This window comes from Collinsella sp. AM44-11, from assembly GCF_003467145.1.
Lineage (GTDB): Bacteria > Actinomycetota > Coriobacteriia > Coriobacteriales > Coriobacteriaceae > Collinsella.
Genome location: NZ_QSFE01000001.1, coordinates 251,075 through 275,058 on the forward strand (window position 1 = coordinate 251,075; position 23,984 = coordinate 275,058).

The window sequence follows — 23,984 nt, forward strand, 5'->3', positions numbered from 1 at the left end:
CCGCCGGATGCGAGCCGTGAGGGTACTATACGGCGGGCGTTTGACCAGGCTTGCGTAGAGGGCGCGGGGTTTGGTAAACGTGGTAAATGTAGCGATAAACGGTAGGTAAAGGTGGTTACATTATGAAGATACCAATGCAAGGGAGTTGCAGGTCAAAAGTGGTAGAAACTGCTAAATCGCTTTATCAAAACTAGTCAATTTGAGACGAGCAATTTTAGCTACCTTGTCATCCCAGAAAGGACTACTGCTGTTGAGCTCGGCGGGCGGCACGACGGGCTCTTGCCTCTTGAATCTCTTCGAGGTGAACGATGATCTCGGAGGCGCTCTCCTCGATCGCCTTGCCGTCGGTACGCACCACAAAGCAGCCCAGTCGCTTCATAAGGGCACGGGCCTCCTCAAGCTCGCTGCGCACGCTCTCGGGCTCGGCATAGGAGCCGGCGACGGCACGGGCATAGTCATCGCCCAAGCGACTATCGCGAATCTCGGAGATGACGTCGACGGTCGAAATCAAGCCGAACAACCGCATCGGGTCAACCTCGTAAATCGACTTCGGCGGCTCCATGCCATGCGCCAGTGGGACATTGGCGACCTTGTAGCCCTGATAGGCTAAATACATCGACAGCGGCGTCTTGGATGTACGCGACACACCCAGCAGCACGATATCGGCACCCGACAGATCGTCGCAACCGCGCCCGTCATCGTGCTCAACGAAATACTCCATGGCCTCGATACGATGGAAATAGCGGTCATCGGTCTTGTGAATCACGCCCGCAACGCACTTGGGCGGCACACCGATGAGCGACGACAGCACGGCAAGCGTCGGGCCGATCAGGTCGACCGAACGGATATGCAGCATACCCAGGTAATCGAGCACGCGGGCGCGAAGCGCCGGATCGACAATGGTATGGAACACGGCGACATCGCGATGGTCGGCATCGACGCGCGGCCCCACAAATGACTTGACCTGCTCCACGGAGGTCACCTTGGACAGGCGCAAAACGCGAAAAGCCCCTTCATCAAATTGCCCGGACGCCGCAAGCACCACCTCACAAGCGGTATCGCCGAGCGAGTCGGAGATAACGATAACGGTGGGACGAGCGGTGACCGGGCAATCCATGCGGGGCTCCTTTTGCGCTTATGCGCAGGCTGGCTTACTTTTTGCGGGCAAGCTCACCGATGTTGGCAATGCCGGAGAAAACGGCCTCGAAGCGGTTGAGCAGCTTAAGGCGATTATCGCGAAGCTGCTCGTCCTTGTCCATGACCATGACCTCATCGAAGAAACGGTCGATGGGCGCGCGCAGGGCGGCGAGGGCGGCAAATGCGGTCGAGTAGTCCTCGGCAGCAAGGGCGGCATCGACGGCGGTCTGAGCAGCCTCGGAGGCGTCGGCGAGCGCAAGCTCAACCTCGCCCATCAGGGCGCGGTCGTACTCCGCACCCAGCTCGGGCTTGGAGATATGCGCGGCGCGGGCATAGGCGGTCGCCAGGTTGTCGAACGTCTCAGCGTCGTTCTTGCGGGCCTCGTCGAGGGCGGCGCAGCGGGCGAAGAAGACGGACGGGGCGATAATGTGCACCGCGGAGACGGCGGCAACGGTATCGGCCGGGATCTTTTCGTCGCGGGCCATGCTCACCAGGCGGCCATGGAAGAAGTCACGAACCTGCTGGGCGACCTCGGCGGCGTCGAACTCAATGCCCTGCTCGCTATAGAGCTCGAGCGCAAAGTCGATGAGCGACGTGGGGTCGATCGACAGACGGTCGCGCAGGATGTTGATGATACCGATAGCGGCACGACGCAGCGCGTAGGGATCGGAGGAGCCAGTCGGGGGCTCGCCGATGGCAAAGATACCGGCGATGGTATCAAGCTTGTCAGCGCAGGCCACGATGCAGCCAGCGGTGCCCTCTGGCAGCTCGTCGCCGGCAAAGCGGGGACGATAATGATCGCGAATGGCGTGGGCAACCTCGTCGTTCTCCCCCATCGCGGTCGCGTAATAACCACCCATCACGCCCTGCTGGCTCGTGAACTCGACGACGGCGTTGGACACCAGGTCTGCCTTGCACAGGTGCGCGGCGCGAGCAGCGTCGGCGGCAAGATGGGCGCCCAGGTGAGCCTCGCGGGCGATGGCGAGCGCGAGCTGCTCGATGCGCTCGGACTTGGCGAGCACGCTGCCGAGCTTCTCCTGGAAAGCGACCTTGGACAGGCGCTCACGGAACTCGTCGAGGGAGATCTTCAGGTCCTCCTCGTAGAAGAACTTAGCGTCGTCCAGACGGGCGCGCACGACGCGCTCGTTACCGTCGATCACGCGCTCGGCGTTCTCGGGCTTGCTGTTGGAGACGACCACGAACTCACGCGTAAGCTTGCCCTCGCCGTCATAGATCGGGAAGTAGCGCTGGTTGGTGAGCATGGACTCGCAGATGATCTCGTGCGGGACCTTGAGGAACTCCTCGTCGAAGGTACCGACGAGCACCGTCGGCCACTCGCAGAGGTTAATGACCTCCTCAAAGACCTTCTTGGGCGTGTCGACATGGCAGCCGGGGCGAGCGGCCTCGACCTCGGCGATACCGGCAAGGATGGCCTCACGACGACGCTCGGCAGAAAGCACGCCGGCGTCCTCGAGTACCTGCTCGTAGGCGGCGGGGCTGGCGACAACGTGGTCACCGGGGCCGAGCACGCGATGGCCGCGCGTGGTGTTGCCGCTCGTCACGTCGGCAAATGACACAGGCACAACATCCTCGCCCAGAAGGCAGCAAATCCAGCGGACCGGACGCACGAACGTCGCGTGCTCGTGGCCCCAGCGCTGGGAGCGGTAGTTGGGCCACTGCAGGCCGGCAATGGTCTTCTCGCACAGGGCCGTCAGGATCGGGGTTGCCGGTGCGGAGGGAATGTTCTTCTCGGCAAAGACATACTCGCGACCGTCGGTATCCTCACGACGGACCAGGTCCTCGGCAGCCACACCGCACTTGCGGGCGAAGCCCTGGGCGGCCTTGGTGGCGTTACCGTCAGCGTCGAAGGCGATGTTTGCCGCGGGGCCACACTTGACCTCGTGAACCTCATCGGTCGCGGTGGCAACGTCGGCAACGAGCGCAGCCAGGCGACGCGGGCTCGAGATCACGCGGACCTCGCCGTGGGCCAGACCGGCCTCGTCGAGACCCTTGGCGATCATGGTACCAAGCTGCTTGACGGCATTGTCCAGCGGTGCAGAGGGCATTTCCTCCGTACCGATCTCAAACAGGAAATCCTTAGCGTCTGCCATGGCTTACGCCACCTCGCCTTCCTGGTCGGCATTCTCGTTGACTCCGGCGACCTCGGCCATGTAGGCCTCGCAGCACGCCTTGGCGACGGCGCGGACGCGCAGGATGTAGTTGGCACGCTCGACCGCGGACAGGGCGCCGCGGGCATCGAGCAGGTTGAAGGCGTGGCTGCACTTCATGACACAGTCGTACGCCGGCAACGGCAGCTTGCGCTCCAGGCAGGAATGGCACTCGGCCTCGTAGTCGTCAAACTTCTGACGCATCATCTCGACGTTGGCGACCTCAAAGTTATAGGCACTGAACTCGCGCTCGTTCTCGAGGAACACGTCGCCGTAGGTCATGGGCGTGCCGTCGGGCAGATAGCTCCACACCAGATCGTAGACCGAGTTGACGCCCTGAGCGTACATGGCGATACGCTCCAGGCCATAGGTGATCTCGACGGGCACGGGGTCGACCTCGATACCGCCCACCTGCTGGAAGTACGTGAACTGCGTGACCTCCATGCCGTTGAGCCAGACCTCCCAGCCAAGGCCCCAGGCGCCCAGCGTCGGGCTCTCCCAGTCGTCCTCGACAAAACGGACGTCATGGTCGTTGGGGTCCAGGCCAATGGCAGCAAGAGACCCCAGGTAAAGCTCCTGAGCATTAACCGGAGAGGGCTTAATGAGCACCTGGAACTGATAGTAGTGCTGCATGCGGTTAGGGTTCTCGCCGTAGCGGCCGTCGGCGGGACGGCGGCAGGGCTGCGCATAGCAGGTGCGCCATTCGGCGGGACCGAGCGAGCGCAGCGTGGTCGCGGTATGGAAGGTACCGGCACCGACCTCGGAGTCATAGGGCTGCATAATGACGCAGCCCTGCTCGCCCCAGTACTGCTGGAGGCGCAGGATGATGTCTTGGAAGGAAAGCGATGAAGCGTTCATGCCTCTAATATCCCCTCGTCGAAACGATTACACGGTTAGGTACTGTACTATAGCGGTTTTTAGTCGATAGCGCCGATGCGGTTGAGCGGCCAGTAGCGCACAAGCGCCACAGCGATCAAATCAGAGCGATCGACGGGACCAAAGTAGCGCGAGTCGGCAGAGTTTTCGCGGTTGTCGCCCATCACCCACACGCACCCGTCGGGAACGGTGTAGGGATAACTCACCTGGGCGCCAGGCGCTTGGACCGAAAGCGGCCAACTCATGCCCGTCGTATAGTCCTCGTCGAGCGCTTGGCCGTCAACGACCACCTTGCCGTCCTGCAGGTCGACCGTCTGGCCGGCCGTGGCAATAACACGCTTGACAAGAACATCATGCTCGGAAGTGGCATCGGGGTTGTGGAACACCACGATATCACCCTGTTTGACGGGCTGACCGAGCTCGAGGCTCACCTTTTGTGCCAGGATCTGGTCGCCAATCTCGATCGTGTCCTCCATGGAGCCGGTGGGTACCACAAAGGGCTCGACCACAAAGGTGCGGATCAGGAAGGTGGCCACGAGCGCGATCGCGATGACCGCGACCCACTCAAAAGCGCCCCTCAACGCGGAATGCTGCGATGGAACCATTCTCACTCCTCGCTCTGCGAATACGAAGCGTCCAGAATCTCCTGCGCGTATGCGCGCTCCTGGGGCGTAAGCCGTGCCGTCTCGATCAGGTCGGGACGCCAGCGGCAGGTGCGCTCGATGGCATTCTTACGGCGCCAGGCATCGACCTTGGCATGGTCACCGCTCACGAGCACCGGCGGCACGCCCTCGCCGTTGAATTCAGCAGGGCGAGTGTACTGCGCATACTCGAGCAGGCCTCCGTCCTCGGCGGTCGAGAACGACTCGTCGACGTTGCTCATCTCGTCACCAAGGGCGCCGGGAATCAGGCGTACGACAGCATCGGCAACGACCATAGCGGGAAGCTCGCCGCCCGTGAGCACGTAATCGCCGATCGACAGGCGCTCGTCGGCATACGCATAGGCACGCTCGTCGACACCCTCGTAACGGCTGCACACAAACAGCAAGCGCTCGCTTTTGAGCAGGCGCTCGGCCACATGCTGTGTAAAGGGCTCGCCACAGGGGGTAAAAAACACCACGGTGGGCTTAGGACCCTCGGAGCTAATAGCCTCGATGGCCTCGGCAATAGGCTCGACCTTCATGAGCATGCCCTGCCCGCCGCCGTACGGCTCGTCATCGACGGTACGATGGCGGTCGTGCGTCCAGTCGCGCAGGTTATACGCCTTAAAATCAAAAAGGCCGGCCTTGCGGGCGCGGCCCAAAATCGATGTGGACATGACGGGCTCAAACATCTCGGGAAAGACCGAAAGGGTCTCAATCAGCATGTTGTCCTCCCTACTTGTCCATATCGATCAGGCCGTCCATAACGTGGACGAAAATTGTTCCTGTGTCGGGAAGATCGAGCACAACCTGCTCGATCACGGGAATCAGTACCTCGCCGTACCGATCACCCTCGACAACCCAAACATCGTTAGCAGGCGTCGACATGATCTCGACGATCGTGCCGAGCGAACCGAAGCGCTCGTCGACCACCTCGCGACCCATCAGGTCGGTATAGGCGGCGTCGAGTGAATCGAGCTCAAAATCGTCACGATTTGCCAACACATAGCATCCCGTGATGCCCTCGGCGGCCGTCAAGTCGTCAATGCCCTCAAACGAGACCAGATCGCCATCGCCCGTATCGGTGACGGACACGACCGTGCAAAAGCGGTCGCGCTTGAGCGCCGGCGGCGTCAGGGCGACGCGCATACCCGGCTCTAATACAGAAGGAAGCCCCCGCAGCGGCTGCGCGAGGACCTCCCCCTTCCTTCCGTGCGGCTTGACCACACGGGCGATGTTTTTGTACTGGGACCTCAAGGTCCTAGCCCAGAACCTCTACCTCGACAGCAGTGTCGAGGCGAGCGGCCAGTGCACGGGCGAGCGTGCGAATGGCCTTGATGGTACGGCCACGACGGCCGATGACCTTAGCGACGTCATCCTCGGCGACAGAAACCTCAATCGTAGAGGCGTCATCACCATCAATGACCTCAAGGCTCACGGAATCCGGGTCGTCGACGATCTGAACAACGAGATATTCGACGAGATCGGCGATGCGATCTGAGAGCATTGCCTCACCCTCGAGCTGTGCAGCGTCAACCTCAGGCACGATTTACTCCTCGGCGCCCTCAGCGGCCTCAGCGGCAGCCTTAGCGGCCTCGGCCTCTTTGGCGAGCTGCTTCTTGGACTTCTTGACGACGGTCTCGGTCTTCTCGCCCTCGTTGGCGGCCTTGACCAGAGCGGCGACGGCGTCGGTGAGCTGAGCGCCCTTGGACTGCCAGTCGGCGATCTTCTCGAGGTCGAGGTTGATGGTCTTGGGGGCGGTCATCGGGTTGTAGCGGCCAACCTCCTCGATGATACGACCGTCACGCGGGGCGCGGGAATCGGCGACGACGACACGGTAGTACGGACGCTTCTTAGCGCCGTGACGAGCAAGGCGAATCTTGACTGCCAAAGGAAACTCCTCCAACCAAGCAGCTTTAGGCTGCAACTACAAACAAACAGTTGAACATAATACGCCATCGACGCGGGCAGGTGAAGTCCGTGAGACCAACTTCTTCGGTGTAGTCGAGGGCAAATCCATATCTTAGACAAGAATTCGGGATTTGCAAGCACATACACGCACCCCACATGAGCTGCGCGGTATACTCATGCCATGGAAAGACGCGAACATACATACGGTTATGAGGATGCCATGGGCGTCACGCCACCTCCCTGGACGGGTCCGGCGGTGGGCCTCATGGACCTCGATGCGTTTTTTGCTAGCGTGGAGATGCTCGATCATCCCGAATGGCGCGGAAAGCCGCTCATCGTGGGCGGAGACGCCGATTCGCGTGGCGTCGTGTCCACGTGTTCGTATGAAGCGCGTCGCTTTGGCGTGCACTCTGCCATGGCCTCGGCCGAGGCGCGGCGCTTGTGCCCGCAAGCCATTTGGACGCACGGGCACTTTGATCGCTACCGCGAGGTGAGCGCGCAGGTCATGGCGATTCTTGCCGAGGAAACGCCGCGCGTAGAGCGCGTATCCATCGACGAAGCCTTTATCGATATCACACCGGGTCGCTTTGCGCCCGAAGACCCGCTACTGGTTGCGCGGCGTATAAGCGACCGCGTGGCAGCGCTGGGAGTGACCTGCTCCATTGGCGTGGGCTGCAACAAGACGGTCGCAAAGATCGCAAGCGAGCGTGACAAGCCGTTTGGATTGACGATTGTGCGCCCCGGGACGGAACAGCGCTTTTTGGCCGCGCTACCAGTGTCTGCAATGAGCGGCATCGGGCGCTCGGCCGAGGAACGACTGCGCCGCATGTGCATCTACACCCTCGGCGAGCTATCACGTGCAGCGGAATCCACCTTGGCCTCTATTTTTGGCGTCAACGGCGAACGCATGCGCCAGCGTGCGCTGGGACTCGAAATCTCCGAAGTCACAAGTCTCGATGAAGAGCGTGAGGTTAAATCGGTGAGCAATGAGCGCACCTTTGCGAAAGATTTGACTGAGCGCGGGGACATCGAAGCGGCGATTGCGCTGTTGGGCGAGTCAGTGGGACGCCGCCTGCGCCGTCAGGGACTGACGGGCGCCACGGTGACGCTCAAGCTCAAGTATTCGTATGGCAGCGGGCGTACGGCACAGCGCCGGCTGCCTCATCCGACCGACGATGAGAACATCTTCGTGGCGGTTGCGCTCGAACTGCTCGACAACATCTGGCAGGAAGGCACGCATGTTCGCTTAGCGGGCATCGGCATGAGCGACTTCGACCACCAAGGCGGCATCCAGACCGACCTGTTCTGCGAAGTCGACGACCGCGGAGCCCAATCCAGCGACCGCCGCGACCTCTCGGTCGCTATCGACGCCGTCCGAGACAAGTTCGGCGACACCGCCCTATCCTTCGGCCGCCAATCCCGCTTCAACGATTAACCGCCTTTAGGCAAAAAGAAAGCCGGGCAGGTGCGGAAAACCGCAACTGCCCGGCGAAATGCGCGAAGCTAGCTAAAAATCCCCGTATCAAATGAGCTACTAGAGGAGATTGAGGGGGAGCTGGGGGGCGTCACCCCAGAGCTTTTCTAGGCGGTAGAAGTCGCGGGCTTCGGGAGTGAAGACGTGGACGACAACCGAGCCGTAGTCCATGAGCATCCAGGTCTTCTGCTCGCGGCCCTCGATGGAGAACGGATGCTCGCCGCAAGCCTCGGCGACCTTCTCCTCGATCTCGTCGACGATCGAATCGACCTGGCGGTTGTTGGTACCGGTGGCAAGCACAAAGTAGTCGCACACGTCGGAAAGCTCGGTCAGGTCGAGCACCTGCACGTCCTCGCCCTTCTTGTCGTAGGCGGCCTGCGCGGCGGCGCGGGCGACATCCTCGGCGGCGACACCGCTCGCGGACAGCGAGGCGGCGGTGCGGTCGGACGTGGCAACGAAACTCTTGTGCTCCACACCTTCAAGAATCTGCTCGTCAGTCATGGTCTCGTCGGCCATGGAATACCTCTTTCTAGACACACCCGAGCTAGCGCAGCTGGGCGTAATGGTTGTAAATCATAATAGCCGTGGGATAAAGATAGCGCCCGGACTGGATCACATAGACCAGACCCTGCGCAAAACAGGAGAAGAACAACTCGTCAAGCGTCGACTCCCCCACCATCTTGCGCAGCGCATGGGCATAGTCGCCGTGACGGTTGGGCTCGATGGCATCTGCCACAAAGACCACCATATCGAGCGGCGTCATGTCGCAGGCACCCACGGTGTGACGGTCGACAGCTTGGAAAACAGCCGGCGACAGCTCGGGAAAAAGCTGCGGAAGCTCATAGGCGGCAACAGGGCCATGCAAAAGCGGCGTCGCGGCGGAAGGAGAGCCGGCAACCTTGATGCCATAGTGAAGCGCGCGGGCCACGAGCTCGTCATCGGAAAGAACCTTGTCCCAGTCGTGAATTAAGCCGGCGGCAGCCGCATCAAAGCGGTCAACGCCGTAGACCTCGGCCAGATGAAGTGCGGTCTCGGCAACACCCAGCGAATGCACATAGCGCTTGCGCTTATCTTTCATGCGAACATCGAGCAGCTCTTGAATGCGCTTGAGCAGCGCGCGCTCATCGCCCTCAAACTGATCCTCTACCGACAACGTAGCCCCCATCACTCAAAATCTTCTTGACCCAGATCGACATACAAACTGCGCTTGCGAATGTAGCCGAGCACAGACTCGCTCGTAAGATAGCGCACGCTCATGCCGCGGGCAACTCGCTTACGAATGTTCGTCGAGCTGATCGCCAGCGCCGGAATCTGAATATAGCGCACGTCGAACGGCAGCCCCGACTCTTTGATTCGGGCACGCGCCGTATCGATATCAAAACCCGGTCGCGTCGCCGCAATAAAGGTAGCAAGCTCAGCAATTCGCTCGGCATCATGCCAGGTCACAATATCAATAATCGCGTCGGCGCCCGTAATAAAGTAGAGCTTTACCTGCGGCGGGTAAAAGTCGCGAAGGGCATGAAGCGTATCGGCCGTATAGGTTACGCCTGGACGGTCGATCTCGAACCGGCTCGCCAAAAAAGCCGGATTCGCGGCGGTGGCGAGAACCGTCATGGCATAACGGTCCTCGGCAGGCGTCACCGGTTTGTCGAGCTTAAAGGCAGGAGAGCCGGCCGGCATAAAGAGCACAGCGTCCAAGTCGAGCGACTCGCGCGCCTGCTCGGCAGTCACCAAGTGCCCGTAATGAATCGGGTCGAAGGTGCCGCCCATAATGCCAAGCCGAAACTCTTTGCCCTCTTTTATGGGCAGCTCGGGTAAACCGATTCCACCGCGCAGCGACATGGCTTACTCGCCCTCCGAGGTCTCGGCATCGTCCGCGGCATCCGCCGCATCGACAACCTCGACGCCCTCATCCGCAGCATCGGTCACGTCAAGGGCCTCAACGGCAACGTCCTCGCCAGCGTCCTCGAGCTCCTCGTACTCCGAGAAGTCCTCAGCACCCTCAAAGTCAAAGGCGCGCTGGCAAATGCGGACCTCGTCGCCCGCACGGCAGCCGGCCTTCTCGAGCGCATCGTCGACACCCATGCGCGCAAACTTATGCTGCAGGTAGATGACAGCTTCCTCGTTTTCCCAGTCGGTCTGGATGACCATGCGCTCAATCGCGCGACCAACCACACGGAAGGCACCGGGCTCCTCCTGGACAATGCGGAAACGCTTCTCGCGCTGCAGACGGCGGCGCTCCCACTCCTCGTCGCGCAGATCGACCGGCTCATCGGAGACCGCCAGCTCGGCGCGCAGCTTAGCCACCTGCTCGCCCACGGCAAGCATCAGCGTGTTGAGGCCGGCGCCCGTCACGGCGGACACGGCAAAGAACATATGTCCATCGTCGAGCGCGGCGCGCTTGAGGTCGGCAATCTTGTCGGCCGTGCCCGGCGCATCGCACTTGTTGGCGACGACGATCTGCGGACGCTCCGAAAGCTCGGCGCCATACTGCTCGAGCTCACGGTTGATGATGCGGTAATCCTCAACCGGGTCGCGATCCTCAAAACCGCCCGTCATGTCGACGACGTGCATGATGAGCGCCGTACGCTCGATGTGGCGCAGGAACTGGTGGCCCAGGCCCTTGCCCTCGCTCGCGCCCTCGATCAAACCAGGAACGTCGGCAACGACGTAAGAATACTCACCGGCACGCACCATGCCGAGGTTCGGCACGAGCGTTGTAAACGGATAGTCGGCGATCTTGGGACGGGCGGCACTCATGCGCGCGATAAGCGAGGACTTGCCCACTGAGGGGAAGCCCACGAGTGCGGCATCGGCCATTAGCTTCATCTCAAGCTCAATCCAGTGCTCCTCGGCCGGTTCGCCCAGCTGAGCGAACGCGGGCGCGCGGCGCACCGACGTCACAAAGTGCGTGTTGCCCAGGCCACCGGCACCGCCGGGTGCCACGACAACGCGCTCGCCATCGTGCACCAGATCGGCAATCTCGAACATCGGGGTCTGCGTCTCGGGGTCGAGCTCACGCACCACGGTGCCCATGGGAACCTTCAAAATTAGGTCCTCGCCGCTCTTGCCGTTACGACGGGCACCCTGCCCATGCGTGCCGCGCTCGGCGCGGAAGTGATGCTTGAAGCGGTAATCGATCAGCGAAGACAGCTGAGCATCGGCCTGGATGACGACATTGCCGCCACGACCGCCGTCGCCGCCATCGGGGCCGCCCTTGGGGACAAATGCCTCGCGCCTAAACGACATGCATCCGGCTCCGCCGTCGCCGCCGCACACGTTAATGCGGCTGATATCGGTGAACTGTGACAACAGAATCGCCTCCTACAAAAAGAGGGAGACCCTTGAATCCTAAAACTCAAGTGCCTCCCACATATGTGCTCTATGAAGGGTAAATTACGCGTTCGCGAGCGGGCGTACGCTGACCCTGTGCTTGATACCCTTGTGGAACTCAACGGTACCGTCGACCAGCGCGAACAGCGTGTCGTCCTTGCCACGGCCAACGTTCTCACCCGGGTGGATGTGCGTGCCGTGCTGACGGACGAGAATCGTGCCCGTGGTTACCGTCTGGCCGGCATAGCGCTTCGTGCCAAGGCGCTGACCGCGGGAGTCACGGCCATTACGGGAGGAACCGAGTCCTTTTTTGTGTGCCATTGTGTATACCTACTCTTTCGTTACGAGTGTAATCTACTCGGCGACGGGAGCCTCGGCAACAGCCTCGGCCTCTGCCTTGACAGCCTTCTTGGCGCGGGACGTAGCCTGGACCTTCACGATCTTCAGCTTGGTGAGCTGCTGACGGTGACCCTTCAGACGACGATAGCGCTTACGCTTGTGGAACTTGAAGACCAGCTGCTTCTCGCCCTTGAACTGCTCAACGATCTGAGCGGTAACCTTGGCCTTGGCCAGCTTGTCGGGATCGGTGACGATCTTCTTACCATCGTTGAGGAAGATGACCGGCAGGGTGACCTTGTCGCCCTCATTGCCCTCGATCTTCTCGACGGTGATGACATCGTCGGTGGCGACCTTGTACTGCTTGCCGCCCGTGTTAACGATTGCGTACATGTTTACTTGCCCTTCATGCATCAGTTAGTGCAACAGCCGAATATAGTAGCAGGCGAAAATACCCCCGTCAACGAGTATGTGGAGCAAATCCACAAGTTCGCACAGGTATGGGGCTGACGAGTCGGCCCTCGTCGTCCTCGCATGCTTGATTCTGACGCTCGACATCGTAGGAGCAGATGGTCACGAGGTCTTGCATACCGGTGGAAACAATAGGTGCATCCACGCCCGGGGTCAAGCCCTGCAACAAAACATCAGCAGCAGAAAGCAAAATTTCCGGACGCATGGAGCCCTCGTTGTCAGCATGGGTGTCGAGCATGAGCACCAAATGGTCCGGGCGCTCCCCCGCCGTGAGCTCATAGCCCACGAGCGTGTGATCCAAATCCAAGCGCTTGCTCTTTTTGCCGCGCGCGTAGTCGATGCCATGGTCCGCGCGCAGCGTGTCGATCGCACGACGCACCTCGTCGGTGCTTACGGGCGCCTCGGGATCCAAGTGCAGGTCGATGCGATACGACAGACGCGTGAGTTGCGCCGTCAACGCCGGCGTGCGCACGTCGATATACGCCGCCTCGATGGGCGCCAGATCGGCCGGAGACGCCGCAGCCAGGCGCCCAAACGCCTCGTCGAGCGCCACGAACTCGGTCATAAACAGGTCATACCACTCGCAGATCGACGACGTACCCACCGGTAGCGCCGAAGAGAAGCCCACTCGCATGTGCGGAGAGAAGCCCTGCGTGACGGCATAGGGAAGTCCCGCACGGCGCACGATGCGCTCAATGGTATGGATTACTTCGAGATGGCCCAGGTACTTAAGGCGATCGCGCTTGCCATAGCGAACACGAAGTCTAAAGAGCGTGGGGTTGTCGGTCAGGCGCTCACTCATGCGCGATCACCCATCAATACATTCTTGGCGTGGAGCGTGGGGCAGATTCCGCAGCCGGTGCACGACGTGCGAGTGCAGTCGGGAGTCGTGACACCCTCGAGCGAGCGACGGTACTCGCGCTCGAGGAAGCCGCGCGTGCAGCCGGGGCTCACATGCTCCCACGGCAGACGCCAGTCCAACTCATAGGGCAGGTGCACAAGCTCATTGAGGTCGATGCCGTTTTTGGCAGCAGCCTCCTTCCAGTTATCGAGCGAGAAATGCTCTACCCAGGCGTCAAAGCGAGACCCCAAGCGCCAAGCATCGATGATGACGGGCGTCATGTCACGACCGGCGCGGGAGAGCGCGGCCTCGATGAGCGAGGTCTCGGCATCGTGGTAATGAACGCGGACGGCACGGTTGCGAACGCTCGTGATAAGCAGCTTCTGACGACGCTTGACGTCGTCGTAGTCGAGCTGCGGGCACCACTGGAACGGCGTGGCAGCCTTGGGAATAAAGACCGAAACCGAGATCGACACCGAGATCGAGCCGCGACGAGCCTTGGGCACCACGGAACGACCGAGCTCCAGCACGTGATCGGCCAGATTGGCGATGGCCACGATGTCCTCGTCGCGCTCGCCGGGAAGGCCCATCATAAAGTAGAGCTTCATGCGGTTCCAGCCGGCCTCGAAGGCCGCCTTGGCCGCACGGTCCAGGTCCTCCTCGGTCACGTTCTTGTTAATGATGTCGCGCATGCGCTGGCTGCCGGCCTCGGGCGCGAACGTCAGGCCGCCCTTCTTTTCGCCGGCGACCGACTCGGCCATATCCACGCCAAACGAATCCAGGCGCTGCGACGGAATAGACACGCGAATACCCGTATCCTCCAGGCGACGGTTGAGCCTGCCGAGCACGTCGCGAATGCAGGAGTGGTCGGTCGTGGAGAGCGAGGTCAGCGACACCTCGTCATAGCCGGTCTTTTCCAGACCCTGAATCACCGACGAGACGATCTGGTCGGCCGAGCGCTCGCGCACCGGGCGATACGTCATGCCGGCCTGGCAAAAACGACAGCCGCGGGCGCAGCCGCGCAGAATCTCGATAGACAGGCGATCGTGGACCAGTTGCGCATAGGGTACGCACGACTGCGACAGCGGATTCGTGGCGCCGAAATCCTCGACGACGCGTTTGTAGACCACGGTCGGCGCATCCTTGCCCTCGCGAGGCACGGTGTAGCCGTGCGGCGAGCAGGGTTCGTCGTGACGAACCTCATAGAGCGACGGCACGTAGTTGCCGGCAATGGATGCAAGCTGCTCAACAATCTGCGCGCGCGGGACTCCTTCGTCGCGCAGGCGGCGATGCAGCTGGCAGGTCTCGAGCAGCGATTCCTCGCCCTCGCCGATGAGGATGGCATCGAAGAAGGCCGCGTACGGCTCAGGGTTGTACACCGAGGGACCGCCGGCGATGATGATGGGGTCGTCTTCGCCTCGGTCGGCCGCTAAAAGCGGAATGCCAGCGAGATCGAGTGCCTCGAGGAAGTTCGTCACCGCCATCTCGTGCGGCACATGCAGACCGACGATATCAAACGAAGCGACGGGGGCAGCACCTTCGAGCGACAGCAGCGGAATGCCCGCCTCGCGCATGGCGTCACCCATGTCGGGCCACGGCACATAGCCGCGCTCGCAGGAGATGCCCTCGGCCTGGTTAAGAATGTTGTAGAGGATGGCGATACCCTGGTTGGGCAGACCAACCTCGTACACATCCGGGTAGATCAAGCAGCAACGGTAGTCGGCATCGGCCTTGGAAAGCGTGCCCCACTCGTGATCGATATAGCGACTCGGCTTTTCGACCTTGGCGAGCAGCGGCTCAATTAAATGAAAACAGTCTTGGTATGCAACGCGCAACGGAAAACCCCTAAGCAGCGAGATCGGATGCGTCTTGGTAGGACGCCATAGGACGGGTAGCACCCGCGACCGTGGTCACCAGATCGCGAACGCGGGAGAACGTGGCAGTGACCACCTCGTTGGCACGGCTGTAGTCGACATCGCGCTCGTAGAGCGAAACGAGCGCACGGCCCATGCCATAGGTGCCCGCGGCAGCAGTGAGCGCCTTGACGGCAAACCCAATATGCGGCGTCTGCTTGACGAGTGCGCGGGTGACCGCGCGGATCACAAGACCGCCGGCAAGCACGCCCGCGACCTCATAGCCGCGCTCAGGCTTAATGCCGCGTCCAAAGACGGCAGCGAGCTCAAAGAGCATGCCCACCTGCGCCAGCGCCATAACGGGATAATCGGCGCCCGGCAAAAACACCAGCGCACCGGTCGCCATATTGGTGAGCGCGCACGAGGTGATGATACGATTGGCCGCCGCGATGCGCATAAAGGCAAAGTTCGCCGCAAAAGCCGTTTCCTTGTCGGTGCGATCGAGAATCCAGCGGGCAAGCGTCTCGAGCAGAAACGTCTTATCGGTTGCCGCCACCACGCCGAGCATGGGCGTGGACTCCTCGATAAACGGCACCTCCACAGCAGACTCGGCAAGCACGCACACGGGCGCGCCGGCGATCACGAGCTCCTGCACGGCACTCTCCAAGCGGTCGGAGCCGCACGAGAGCACCAGTACCACATCGGTATCGGTCTTTGGAGCAATTCGCTCCTCCCCCAGACGCTCGACGCGCACAATGCCCGAGGTCGTCTGCGGCACAAAGGCGTCACGCACCGTCTCGGCCAGAAAGCGCGAGGCGGACGAATCCAGATAGACCGAGACGCGCACCGGCGTATCGGAATCCTTCTTAACGGACGCGCCCATCTTAAAAGCGCGGGTCAGCTTATCTACGGGAATTTTCATAGCAAACCCCTCCAGCGGTTACGCGGCGCCCGAACGATGCCGCCATATGGATTGTACGATACCCACTGTCAGCAGCTGAATCATCATCGAAGACGAACCGAAGCTAATAAACGGTAGCGGAATACCGGTAATCGGCATCATGCCGATGCACATGCCGATGTTTTCGAAGGTCTGGAACGCCCACATGCCAACGATGCCCACACACGAAAGACGCAAGAACAGCGACTCACACTTAAAGGCGACGCGAATCGTCGAAAAGATCAGCAGCACGTAGAGGCACAGGAGCAAAAAGGAACCGCAAAAGCCAAAGGTCTCGGATAGGAAGGCGAAGACGAAGTCGGTGTGGAACTCAGGCAGAAAGCCGCCGGCCGACTGCGTCGCATGGCCCAAACCCTTACCAAAGAAGCCGCCCGAGCCAACGGCGATAAGCGACTGCTGCAGGTTGTAGGCATCGTCCGAATCGGCATTATCGGGGTCGATAAAGACCGTCAGGCGGTTCATCTGATACTGCTTGATGAGCACATCGTGGCCGAGCAACGAATCAAAGACCGAATCGAGCGCCAGGACGAGGGCCACCAGGCCCACAAGCAGGGCCAGGGTCGACAGCACCCATTCGCGGCGCGCACCGCTCATGCAGATGACGATGGCGCCCGAGACCAGCACGACCAGGCCCGAGCCCAGGTCGCCCATGGCAACGACGGCCAAAAACGGGATGGACAGCATGCCGCAGAGCTTGACGTAGTCGCGAACGGTATCGATGCGGCCGTTATACTGCGAGCCAAGCGTGGCAATAAAGAAGATGGTGATGAGCTTGGCAAGCTCAACCGGCTGGAATGTCAAGCCGATACCGGGAATCTTGATCCAGCCCGTCATGCCCAGACCGCCCGTATAGGACAGACCCGGAATCTTGGGCGAGAAGATCACGATCAGGTCGATGACGAGCAACGCCGTCGAGAAATTGGAAATACCGCGCAGGTCGGAACGCCAGACCAGCACCGCCAGCACCGTCCCGATGCCAATTCCCAGAAGATGACGTGAGAACGAGGCATCGGCCTTAAACTGCGAAGCCGACCAGATAATGATGGCGCCATAGGCGACGAGCGCCACTGTAGCCACGAGCACACCGATATGCACCTTTTGGCGAAACGTACCGCGCGAGGCCGAAAGTTGCTTGTTGACGCGGTCCAGGCTGCTGCGAGAGCCGGTCTTGGTTGAACGGAACAGATCCGCCGGAGAAAAATCCATCGCAACCTCCTATCGAACCGAAGAATCGCCCGAGGCCGAAGAGGTATCGGGCTCGTCATAAATCACGCCGAGCACGTCGCGCACGACATGCATCGCGGTATCCGAACCACCGCCGCCCTGCTCCAGGACAGTAGCGATGACATACTTGGGATCATCGGCCGGTGCATAGGCGCAGAACCACGCGTATTCGTCCTCGCCGCTTTTCTCGCCCGTGCCCGACTTGCCGTACACCTGCGGCGTCAGGGTGCCAAAGTGAGCCGCCAGGGACGTCGATGCCGTGTAAATCACGTCGTGCATGCCGTTGCGAACAAGAGCCAAATCCGAATCGCTGTTGATCTTGGCCTCCAGGCGCTTCTTCTTGCCCTTGCCGTTGTACTTATAGGCATCGCCGTCGCCATCGCGCGATACTGCAGACAAAAACACGTGAGGCACGTACTGTTTGCCGCCGTTGGCAAGACCCATATAGGCGCACGCCATCTGCAGGGGCGTCACCAGGATGTCGCCCTGGCCGATGGCAATGTTGGTCATATCGCCGGCATTCCACTTGCGGTCCTCGGCAGAGGCGTCGGTAAAGTACGACTCCTTCCACTCGGCATCGGGAATACGGCCCGCGCCCTCACTCGGCAGATCGATACCGCAGGTCTTGCCTAGGCCCCAGCGACGAAAGACCTCCTGCAGGCCCTCGGAATGTTGCTCGTCATAAAAGAACGCCTTGCCCATGTCGTAGAAGACGGGGTCGCACGAGTTGGCGATACCCGACTGCAGCGTCATGGTGCCGTGGCCAGACGTCAACCAGCAGCGCTTGCCCCAAGCCTTGCCCAAGCCCGTCCAATAGCCCGTGCAGTTGGTTGTCTGTGTTGAAGTGTAGGTTCCAAACTCAAGACCGGCCAGTGCCGAGAGCGGCTTGATGGTCGAGGCCGACATGTACTGTCCGCTAATGGCGCGGTTGAGCAGCGGGTGCGAACCCTTGTCATCATTGAGCTCGGTCCACACGTCATTTGAGACGCCGCCGATAAAGACGGACGGATCGAACTTGGGCTCGCTCGCCATGCCCAGGATCTCACCATTGTTGGGATCGAGGCACACCACAGCGCCGTTGCCGGCATTGCTGTAGCCAGTGGTCTTGGCGAGCTCGATGGCGCTCGCCAGCGCCGTCTCACAGGCCTGTTGGATCTTAAGGTCGAGCGTGAGCTTAATGTCGGAGCCGGCCTTGGCGGGCACGGCGCCGGCCTGACCGGTCACATTGCCCGAGGCATCGACCTTGACGGTCTGCTCGCCACGAATACCCTGCAGCAGGTTTTCGTAGTAGCTCTCAACACCCGCCTGGCCCACGATATCGCCCGACTGGTACGTAATCTTGCCAGCAGAAGCATCATCATCGCCAGAGGTTTTCTTATTCTGGGCCTCGAGCTGCTCGGAGGTAATGGTGCCGGTATAGCCCAAAATGTGACAGGCCGTCTCGCCGTACGGGTACTGGCGCTCGGTACGCTCGGCAATCTTGACGCCCGGGAACTCGCCGGCGTGCTCCTTGATATAGGCAACCGTTGAGCGGCGCACGTCCGTCGCGATGGTATGCAGACTCTGGGCGCCCTCGGAATTGTCCTGGATATTGCGCAGCACAGCCACGTAGGGCATACCGAGCACGTTGGCAAGATGACGAACCAGAACCTCATCCTCAGCAAGGTCGCGATAGGCCACGACAGCAAGTGAGGGACGGTTCTGGACAAGCGCCACGCCATTGCGGTCGAGGATGCGGCCGCGCACAGCGGGTGTGGTAACGGTGCGCGTCTGATTGCTATTAGCCTGCTTTTCGTAATAGTCCGACGAGACCATCTGCATGCCCCACAGCTTGACGGCAAGCGCCGCGAACATCGCGCCCACACCCGTGGTGAGGATGGAGAAGCGGCCCTTAAAGGCGGTCGCCGCGGTATTGCCCTCGCCCTCGGTGGCGCGCGGGGCCGTTCCATGCTGCGTATCGTAGGTAAAACGGGAATCGCCGCGACGCATGATGACCAGCGCGACCACGATGGCCACAACCAGCACGATACCGGCGATAATAACCGTCATCTGGGAAGACATCTACGAGCCTCCCCTATTTGAGCTTACGGGTCTTGGGCTTAAAGCGCATGCCCGTCTGGCGTCCGCCACGTGCGGAGAATCCATAACCGGACTGCGGCACGACGCCGGACATCAAAAACGGAATGGCAACCAAACCCGTCAGGATCGAAGACGGCAGCGCATGGCCGAAGATCGCCACGACAAAGCTCGTCTCCAAACCCATAAACAGCAAGATGATGCTGTAGATCACATTAATGACGAGCGCGAAGGCACCCACCGTGATGCCGCGCGCACTCGGGGTACCGCCCGTCTGACCGGCGGCGCTATGCACCAGGGCAAAAGAACCCACGGTCAGCAGGAGCGACATAACGCCCACCGGCACGGCAGCGGAAAGGTCATAGAACAAGCCGCTGCAAAAACCGCACACGACGGCACGGGTCGGGTCGCCCGAGAACACGCTTAGGCACACCAGGATAATCATGAAGTTGACGCGACCGCCCGCAATGGAGATCTGCGGTGCCAGGCCTGCCTGCAGCAGCACGCACACGATGGCGGCGATTACAGACGTGCGGGAGCTCATCCCCTGCTCGTGTAGATCCATGGACATGCCCCCTATTCGCTCGAGCCGGAATCGGTCGTCTCGGACGTGTCGGAACCGTCATCCGAGCTCTCGTCCTTCGTCTTGGTCGCAGCATCGCGCGACGTTCCCTGCGGCGTGCTGTTGGCCGTGTTCACGTCCTCATCCGAGGCCGACTGTTCGTCGGTCAGCGAGGTAATGACCAGCACTTCCTCGTTGTTCTCGGCCGTCGTCTGGGCGCGCACCACAATGGTGTAGTACACGTCGTTTGCCGATTTCTCAACCGACGAGACGGTGCCGAGCGGTAGACCCTTGGGGAACACACCGCCAATGCCCGAGGTCACGATGATGTCGCCAACCTTAACGTCGGAGTCGACGCTCACGTACTCAAGACGCAGCGTGCCGTCAGCCTGACCCTGCAGCATGCCCTGGGCGCGCGTGTCCTGCACCATAGCGGACACGCCCGAGTTCTCGTCGCCAATCAGGCGCACGGTGGACGTCTTGGCCGAGACCTCGATAATCTGGCCTATGACACCGGCAGAACTCGTCACAGGCATGTTGATGGTAAGACCGTCGGCAGAACCCTTATCGATGGTGACGGTCGAGGTCCAGGCATCGCCCGAAGCGCCGACGATACGAGCTGCGGTTGATTTGAGGTTGTAGGTCGACTGCAGGCCGACCAGCCCCTCCAGTCGCTCGGCGGTCTTTTGAGCCTCGGAGAGCTCGGCAACCTTAGAGGTCAGTTCCTCGTTTTGCTTCTTAAGCTCGTCAAGCGTGTCCTGCGACGCCGTAAGGTTAGAGAACACGTTACCGATCGCATTGAAGGGAGCCGCCACAGCCGAGCCCACAAAGCGCACCGGCGAGGTAATCGTCGTCACGCCCGAGCGCACGGCATGAATCGGTCCTGCCTCGCCCTCGCGGATGTAAAACGTGAGCAGCAACACCGAAATCAGGCTGAAAACAATCAACGGGCGCATACCCGTTGATTGTCGCTTGGTATTCAGATTTGTGGAGAAACCCGAAGATCGTGCCAAATGGAATCCACCTTTTGGAAATTAAGCATTGGTCTGGACGAAGCCGCCATCAAACGCATTGGCCTCGAGCACGCGGGCACAGCCGTTAACAACGTTATCGAGCGCCGTAGGGCTAACATTGACCGAAACGCCGGTCTCATCGCGCAGGCGCACGTCGAGACCGCGCAGCAGCGCGCCGCCACCAGTCAGCAAAATGCCGTAGTACATAAGGTCCGAGGCAAGATCGGGAGGCGTAGCGTCGAGTGCGTCCTTGACGGCCTTGGCCATCTCGTCGAGCGGCTTGTTGAGTGCGCGACGAATCTCCTCGCTCTCGATGCGCACGGTCTTGGGCAGACCGGTGATCACGTCGCGGCCGTTGACCTCGACGTCGAGCTCATCCTTGAGCGGCACGGCGGAGCCGACCTTGATCTTGATGTCCTCTGCCGTACGCTCGCCGATGGCCAGGTTGTAGGCATCGCGAACGTGCGTGAGGATGGCCTGATCGAACTCGTCACCGGCAATACGAATGGACTGCGAAACGACGATGCCGCCCATAGCGATAACGGCAACCTCGGTGGTACCGCCGCCGATGTCGATGACCATGGAGCCGGTGGGTTCCTCGACGGGCAGGTCGGCGCCGATAGCAGCTGCCATAGGCTCTTCGATCAGATAGGCCTGGCGGGCGCCGGCCTGGATCGTGGCCTCAAAGACAGCGCGCTTCTCGACCGACGTGACACCGGAGGGAACGCAGACGACAACACGCGGACGCGGAGTCCACGGATAGCGCTTCTCGGACGCCTTGTCGATAAAGTAGCGAAGCATGGCCTCGGTAACATCGAAGTCGGCGATGACGCCGTCCTTCAGGGGACGAACGGCCACGATGTTGCCGGGCGTACGGCCGAGCATGCGCTTTGCCTCGATACCGACCGCCAGGATGCGCTCGTCGTTCTTGTCGATGGCAACAACAGAGGGCTCGCGAATAACGATGCCCTTGCCGCGCACGGAGACAAGCGTATTTGCGGTGCCGAGGTCGATGGCAAGATCGCCCGCATAGCTACCGAAGAACATATCCATCAAAGAAAACAACGCAACTCCTGATGTGTTGGATGATTGCTGGAAAACTACTAGCTCATCATACTAGCGCAAGCCCGGCACCTCACTTGCGGTGAAGCGCCGGGCAAAGCTAAATCCCATAAGGTCACTACTGGTTGTCAGCAGCCGAGAAATCCATATCGAGCGAAGAAACGGCCCAGCCGATATGGTTGTCGGAGCGCACGAATTTGACGGTGTACTCCTGCTCGCCGCCCTTGGACAGCGATGCCTTCACCTTGGCGGTCGTCTCGGTCATGGACTGATCCATGCCCTCGACGGACACGGTGGCACCCTGCGGAATCGAGGAGATGATCATCGACTTAGCGTCCTCGGACAGGCTCGAGGCCAGGCAAGACTCGGCCTTTGCGGCGTCACCGTCGCCGGCAGCCTGGAACAGATCGGTAACGACAGACTCCTGAGACGGGAAGCCAAAGCCGCGCGTGTAGGCAAAGCCCAGACCGCCCGCGGCAATCAAAATGAGCAGAAGCAGCACGATGAAGACTTTGAGACCCGTATGGCGATGGCGACGACGGACCTTGGCCTGCTTGCGATCCTGACGGTCCTGCTGGACCATCTCGGACTCGGACAGCGTAAAGAAGCCGGTGTCCGAGGGATCAGGCATAAACTGACCGGTCGCGCCCGTAGGATCGAGCGGATCGACGGCAGGAGCGTCCATCGCGGGCGCCGGAGCCGTGGCCATAGCCGTCTGGGCAGACAGCGCGGCAAGCGAATCCTGCACGCGGGCAAGCTCATCGGCCTGCTCGGAGGTGAGCTGGTAGATGCCATCGGCAGTAGCGGCATTAAAGGCGTCGAGTGCGTCGGAGGGACGGCCGGCGGCAGAAAGCGCCTGACCCATGCCGGCGTTGAGCGCACGCGTGTCGTCGCGGGGGCCGGCAAAGTCGATAGCCGTGCGATAAGTCTCCACGGCATCCGCCGGACGGCCGAGCTTAATGAAGCAACGACCGAGCTCGCCGAGTGCGGCGGCAGGAGCCGGATTGGCGCCGTCGATGGCAGCCTGACGGAAGGCGGTTCCCGCGTTGGCATAGTCGCCCGACTGGAACAGCGCATTGCCCAGGCCCAGATAGGCCTTGAACGGCGTGGCATAGGAAGCATCCTGCGTAGCGGCAGAGAAAGCCTGAGCGGCCGTCGTGTAGTCGCCCACGGCGGCGAGCGCCTTGCCGCGGTTGGTGAGCAGCGCGCCGCGCTTGCCGTAGGTACCGTCGTTGAGGGCGGCGGCATAGGCCTCGGCGGCCTCGGCATACATGCCAAGGTGCATCAAGGCGTTGCCACGAAGGTGATCGGCCTCGCCCATAATCTCATCGGGAGTCTTTGCCGCCCCAAGCATCTGGGCTGCAGCAGAAAAATCACCCGCGCGGTAAGCGGCGCGGCCCTGTTGGATCAGCTGGCTATTCAAGGAAGTCCCCTTTACTCGTGAACGATCTCGACATGGACGATCTCGTCGCCGGCACGCAGCTGCGAAATCACATCGAGACCCTCGACCGTGGTACCAAAGACGGTGTAACCGGAATCGAGGTTATGCTGGGCACCCAGGCAGAAGTAGAACTGCGAACCCGCGGAATCGGGGTCCATGGAGCGTGCCATGGCAAGGGCGCCATCGACATGGCTGTTGCGCGGATTGGTGGCAAACTCGCCCTTGATGCAGTAGCCGGGGCCACCGGTACCGGGCATACCGTCGGGGCCCTCAAGACCGGCAGCGACGTCGGCGCCGGACATGTCGCGGGTATTGGGGTCGCCGCCCTGGATAACAAAACCGGGCACATAGCGATGGAACTTAAGGCCATCATAGAAGCCCATCGTGGAAAGCTCGCAGAAGTTCGCGACATGAATGGGAGCGCCCTCGCCGTCAAACTTGACCTTGATGGCACCCTTCGACGTCTCGATTACGGCGCACTCGTCGCCGACAAGCTGATACTCGGGCGTGTAGAGCTCTTTCTTAAAACCAAACATGTGGTTCCCTCCTCGTGCGTTTAAAGCATATTTGTACGAATTGTAGCAATAAGCACGGGTTTACATCA

At 61.1% G+C, this 23,984-nt stretch carries 25 protein-coding genes; 1 reads left to right on the plus strand and 24 read right to left on the minus strand.

Annotated features, from left to right (window positions below; all coding sequences use genetic code 11):
* Positions 1 to 241 precede the first annotated feature (241 nt).
* Genes DW943_RS01205 through rpsP form a run of 8 tightly spaced genes read right to left on the minus strand, consistent with a single transcriptional unit; the run spans position 242 to position 6,713 of the window.
* Entirely contained in the window at positions 242 to 1,117 is an 876-nt protein-coding gene (locus tag DW943_RS01205) for a pyruvate, water dikinase regulatory protein (RefSeq protein WP_117861944.1), read from the minus strand.
* Positions 1,118 to 1,151: 34 nt separating this feature from the next.
* The gene (glyS, locus tag DW943_RS01210) at positions 1,152 to 3,248 is read right to left on the minus strand and encodes a glycine--tRNA ligase subunit beta (protein ID WP_117861945.1); all 2,097 of its coding nucleotides are present in this window, start codon (positions 3,246 to 3,248) and stop codon (positions 1,152 to 1,154) included.
* A gap of 3 nt (positions 3,249 to 3,251) precedes the next feature.
* Positions 3,252 to 4,163 (minus strand): glycine--tRNA ligase subunit alpha, encoded by a 912-nt coding sequence (locus tag DW943_RS01215; protein ID WP_006236091.1) that lies wholly within the window; start codon positions 4,161 to 4,163, stop codon positions 3,252 to 3,254.
* Between the two features lie 59 nt (positions 4,164 to 4,222).
* A complete protein-coding gene (gene lepB / locus DW943_RS01220) occupies positions 4,223 to 4,786 on the minus strand; it encodes a signal peptidase I (RefSeq protein WP_055250011.1) in 564 nt (187 codons plus the stop codon).
* Positions 4,787 to 4,788: 2 nt separating this feature from the next.
* Positions 4,789 to 5,547, minus strand: coding sequence for a tRNA (guanosine(37)-N1)-methyltransferase TrmD (gene trmD, locus DW943_RS01225; protein WP_055250008.1), 759 nt, complete (start codon positions 5,545 to 5,547; stop codon positions 4,789 to 4,791).
* A gap of 10 nt (positions 5,548 to 5,557) precedes the next feature.
* Positions 5,558 to 6,049, minus strand: coding sequence for a ribosome maturation factor RimM (rimM, locus tag DW943_RS01230; protein ID WP_233543562.1), 492 nt, complete (start codon positions 6,047 to 6,049; stop codon positions 5,558 to 5,560).
* 34 nt (positions 6,050 to 6,083) lie between these two features.
* A complete protein-coding gene (locus DW943_RS01235) occupies positions 6,084 to 6,329 on the minus strand; it encodes a KH domain-containing protein (RefSeq protein ID WP_171021534.1) in 246 nt (81 codons plus the stop codon).
* A 42-nt stretch (positions 6,330 to 6,371) separates the two neighbouring features.
* Complete coding sequence (gene rpsP, locus DW943_RS01240) at positions 6,372 to 6,713, minus strand: 30S ribosomal protein S16 (protein ID WP_022094749.1); 342 nt, start codon at positions 6,711 to 6,713, stop codon at positions 6,372 to 6,374.
* Positions 6,714 to 6,914: 201 nt separating this feature from the next.
* Between rpsP and dinB the strand changes: the two genes are divergently transcribed.
* Positions 6,915 to 8,168, plus strand: coding sequence for a DNA polymerase IV (gene dinB, locus DW943_RS01245; RefSeq protein WP_199572715.1), 1,254 nt, complete (start codon positions 6,915 to 6,917; stop codon positions 8,166 to 8,168).
* Positions 8,169 to 8,267: 99 nt separating this feature from the next.
* On the opposite strand, the gene rsfS is transcribed toward dinB, so the two are convergent.
* The 16 genes from rsfS to DW943_RS01325 all read right to left on the minus strand — a co-directional run bounded on the left by rsfS (position 8,268) and on the right by DW943_RS01325 (position 23,916).
* Entirely contained in the window at positions 8,268 to 8,723 is a 456-nt protein-coding gene (gene rsfS / locus DW943_RS01250) for a ribosome silencing factor (RefSeq protein WP_035138582.1), read from the minus strand.
* Between the two features lie 28 nt (positions 8,724 to 8,751).
* Positions 8,752 to 9,285: a bis(5'-nucleosyl)-tetraphosphatase (symmetrical) YqeK gene (gene yqeK, locus DW943_RS01255; protein ID WP_193221678.1), complete on the minus strand. Its 534-nt coding sequence runs from the start codon at positions 9,283 to 9,285 to the stop codon at positions 8,752 to 8,754.
* Between the two features lie 86 nt (positions 9,286 to 9,371).
* Positions 9,372 to 10,049 carry a nicotinate-nucleotide adenylyltransferase gene (nadD, locus tag DW943_RS01260; protein WP_055249998.1) on the minus strand — a complete coding sequence of 226 codons (678 nt, stop codon included), beginning with the start codon at positions 10,047 to 10,049 and terminating at the stop codon, positions 9,372 to 9,374.
* Between the two features lie 3 nt (positions 10,050 to 10,052).
* Complete coding sequence (gene obgE / locus DW943_RS01265; protein ID WP_199572717.1) at positions 10,053 to 11,519, minus strand: GTPase ObgE; 1,467 nt, start codon at positions 11,517 to 11,519, stop codon at positions 10,053 to 10,055.
* 84 nt (positions 11,520 to 11,603) lie between these two features.
* Entirely contained in the window at positions 11,604 to 11,861 is a 258-nt protein-coding gene (gene rpmA / locus DW943_RS01270) for a 50S ribosomal protein L27 (RefSeq protein WP_006236075.1), read from the minus strand.
* Between the two features lie 33 nt (positions 11,862 to 11,894).
* Positions 11,895 to 12,269 carry a 50S ribosomal protein L21 gene (gene rplU, locus DW943_RS01275; protein ID WP_035138585.1) on the minus strand — a complete coding sequence of 125 codons (375 nt, stop codon included), beginning with the start codon at positions 12,267 to 12,269 and terminating at the stop codon, positions 11,895 to 11,897.
* Positions 12,270 to 12,336: 67 nt separating this feature from the next.
* Positions 12,337 to 13,149 (minus strand): TIGR03936 family radical SAM-associated protein, encoded by an 813-nt coding sequence (locus DW943_RS01280; protein WP_055249994.1) that lies wholly within the window; start codon positions 13,147 to 13,149, stop codon positions 12,337 to 12,339.
* Positions 13,146 to 15,023: a TIGR03960 family B12-binding radical SAM protein gene (locus tag DW943_RS01285; RefSeq protein WP_117861949.1), complete on the minus strand. Its 1,878-nt coding sequence runs from the start codon at positions 15,021 to 15,023 to the stop codon at positions 13,146 to 13,148. The genes DW943_RS01280 and DW943_RS01285 overlap by 4 nt, the downstream gene beginning before the upstream one ends.
* A gap of 10 nt (positions 15,024 to 15,033) precedes the next feature.
* A complete protein-coding gene (locus DW943_RS01290) occupies positions 15,034 to 15,963 on the minus strand; it encodes a YcjF family protein (RefSeq protein ID WP_117776203.1) in 930 nt (309 codons plus the stop codon).
* Between the two features lie 18 nt (positions 15,964 to 15,981).
* Positions 15,982 to 17,208 (minus strand): FtsW/RodA/SpoVE family cell cycle protein, encoded by a 1,227-nt coding sequence (locus DW943_RS01295; RefSeq protein WP_117861950.1) that lies wholly within the window; start codon positions 17,206 to 17,208, stop codon positions 15,982 to 15,984.
* Positions 17,209 to 17,217: 9 nt separating this feature from the next.
* A complete protein-coding gene (gene mrdA, locus DW943_RS01300; RefSeq protein ID WP_117861951.1) occupies positions 17,218 to 19,287 on the minus strand; it encodes a penicillin-binding protein 2 in 2,070 nt (689 codons plus the stop codon).
* Between the two features lie 13 nt (positions 19,288 to 19,300).
* Positions 19,301 to 19,867: a hypothetical protein gene (locus tag DW943_RS01305; RefSeq protein WP_117861970.1), complete on the minus strand. Its 567-nt coding sequence runs from the start codon at positions 19,865 to 19,867 to the stop codon at positions 19,301 to 19,303.
* 11 nt (positions 19,868 to 19,878) lie between these two features.
* Complete coding sequence (gene mreC, locus DW943_RS01310) at positions 19,879 to 20,820, minus strand: rod shape-determining protein MreC (RefSeq protein WP_117861952.1); 942 nt, start codon at positions 20,818 to 20,820, stop codon at positions 19,879 to 19,881.
* Between the two features lie 78 nt (positions 20,821 to 20,898).
* On the minus strand, positions 20,899 to 21,930 hold the full coding sequence (locus DW943_RS01315) for a rod shape-determining protein (RefSeq protein WP_006236061.1): 1,032 nt from the start codon (positions 21,928 to 21,930) through the stop codon (positions 20,899 to 20,901).
* Between the two features lie 127 nt (positions 21,931 to 22,057).
* On the minus strand, positions 22,058 to 23,362 hold the full coding sequence (locus DW943_RS01320) for a tetratricopeptide repeat protein (protein ID WP_233502548.1): 1,305 nt from the start codon (positions 23,360 to 23,362) through the stop codon (positions 22,058 to 22,060).
* Positions 23,363 to 23,373: 11 nt separating this feature from the next.
* Complete coding sequence (locus DW943_RS01325; RefSeq protein ID WP_117842713.1) at positions 23,374 to 23,916, minus strand: peptidylprolyl isomerase; 543 nt, start codon at positions 23,914 to 23,916, stop codon at positions 23,374 to 23,376.
* Between the last annotated feature and the right edge of the window lie 68 nt (positions 23,917 to 23,984).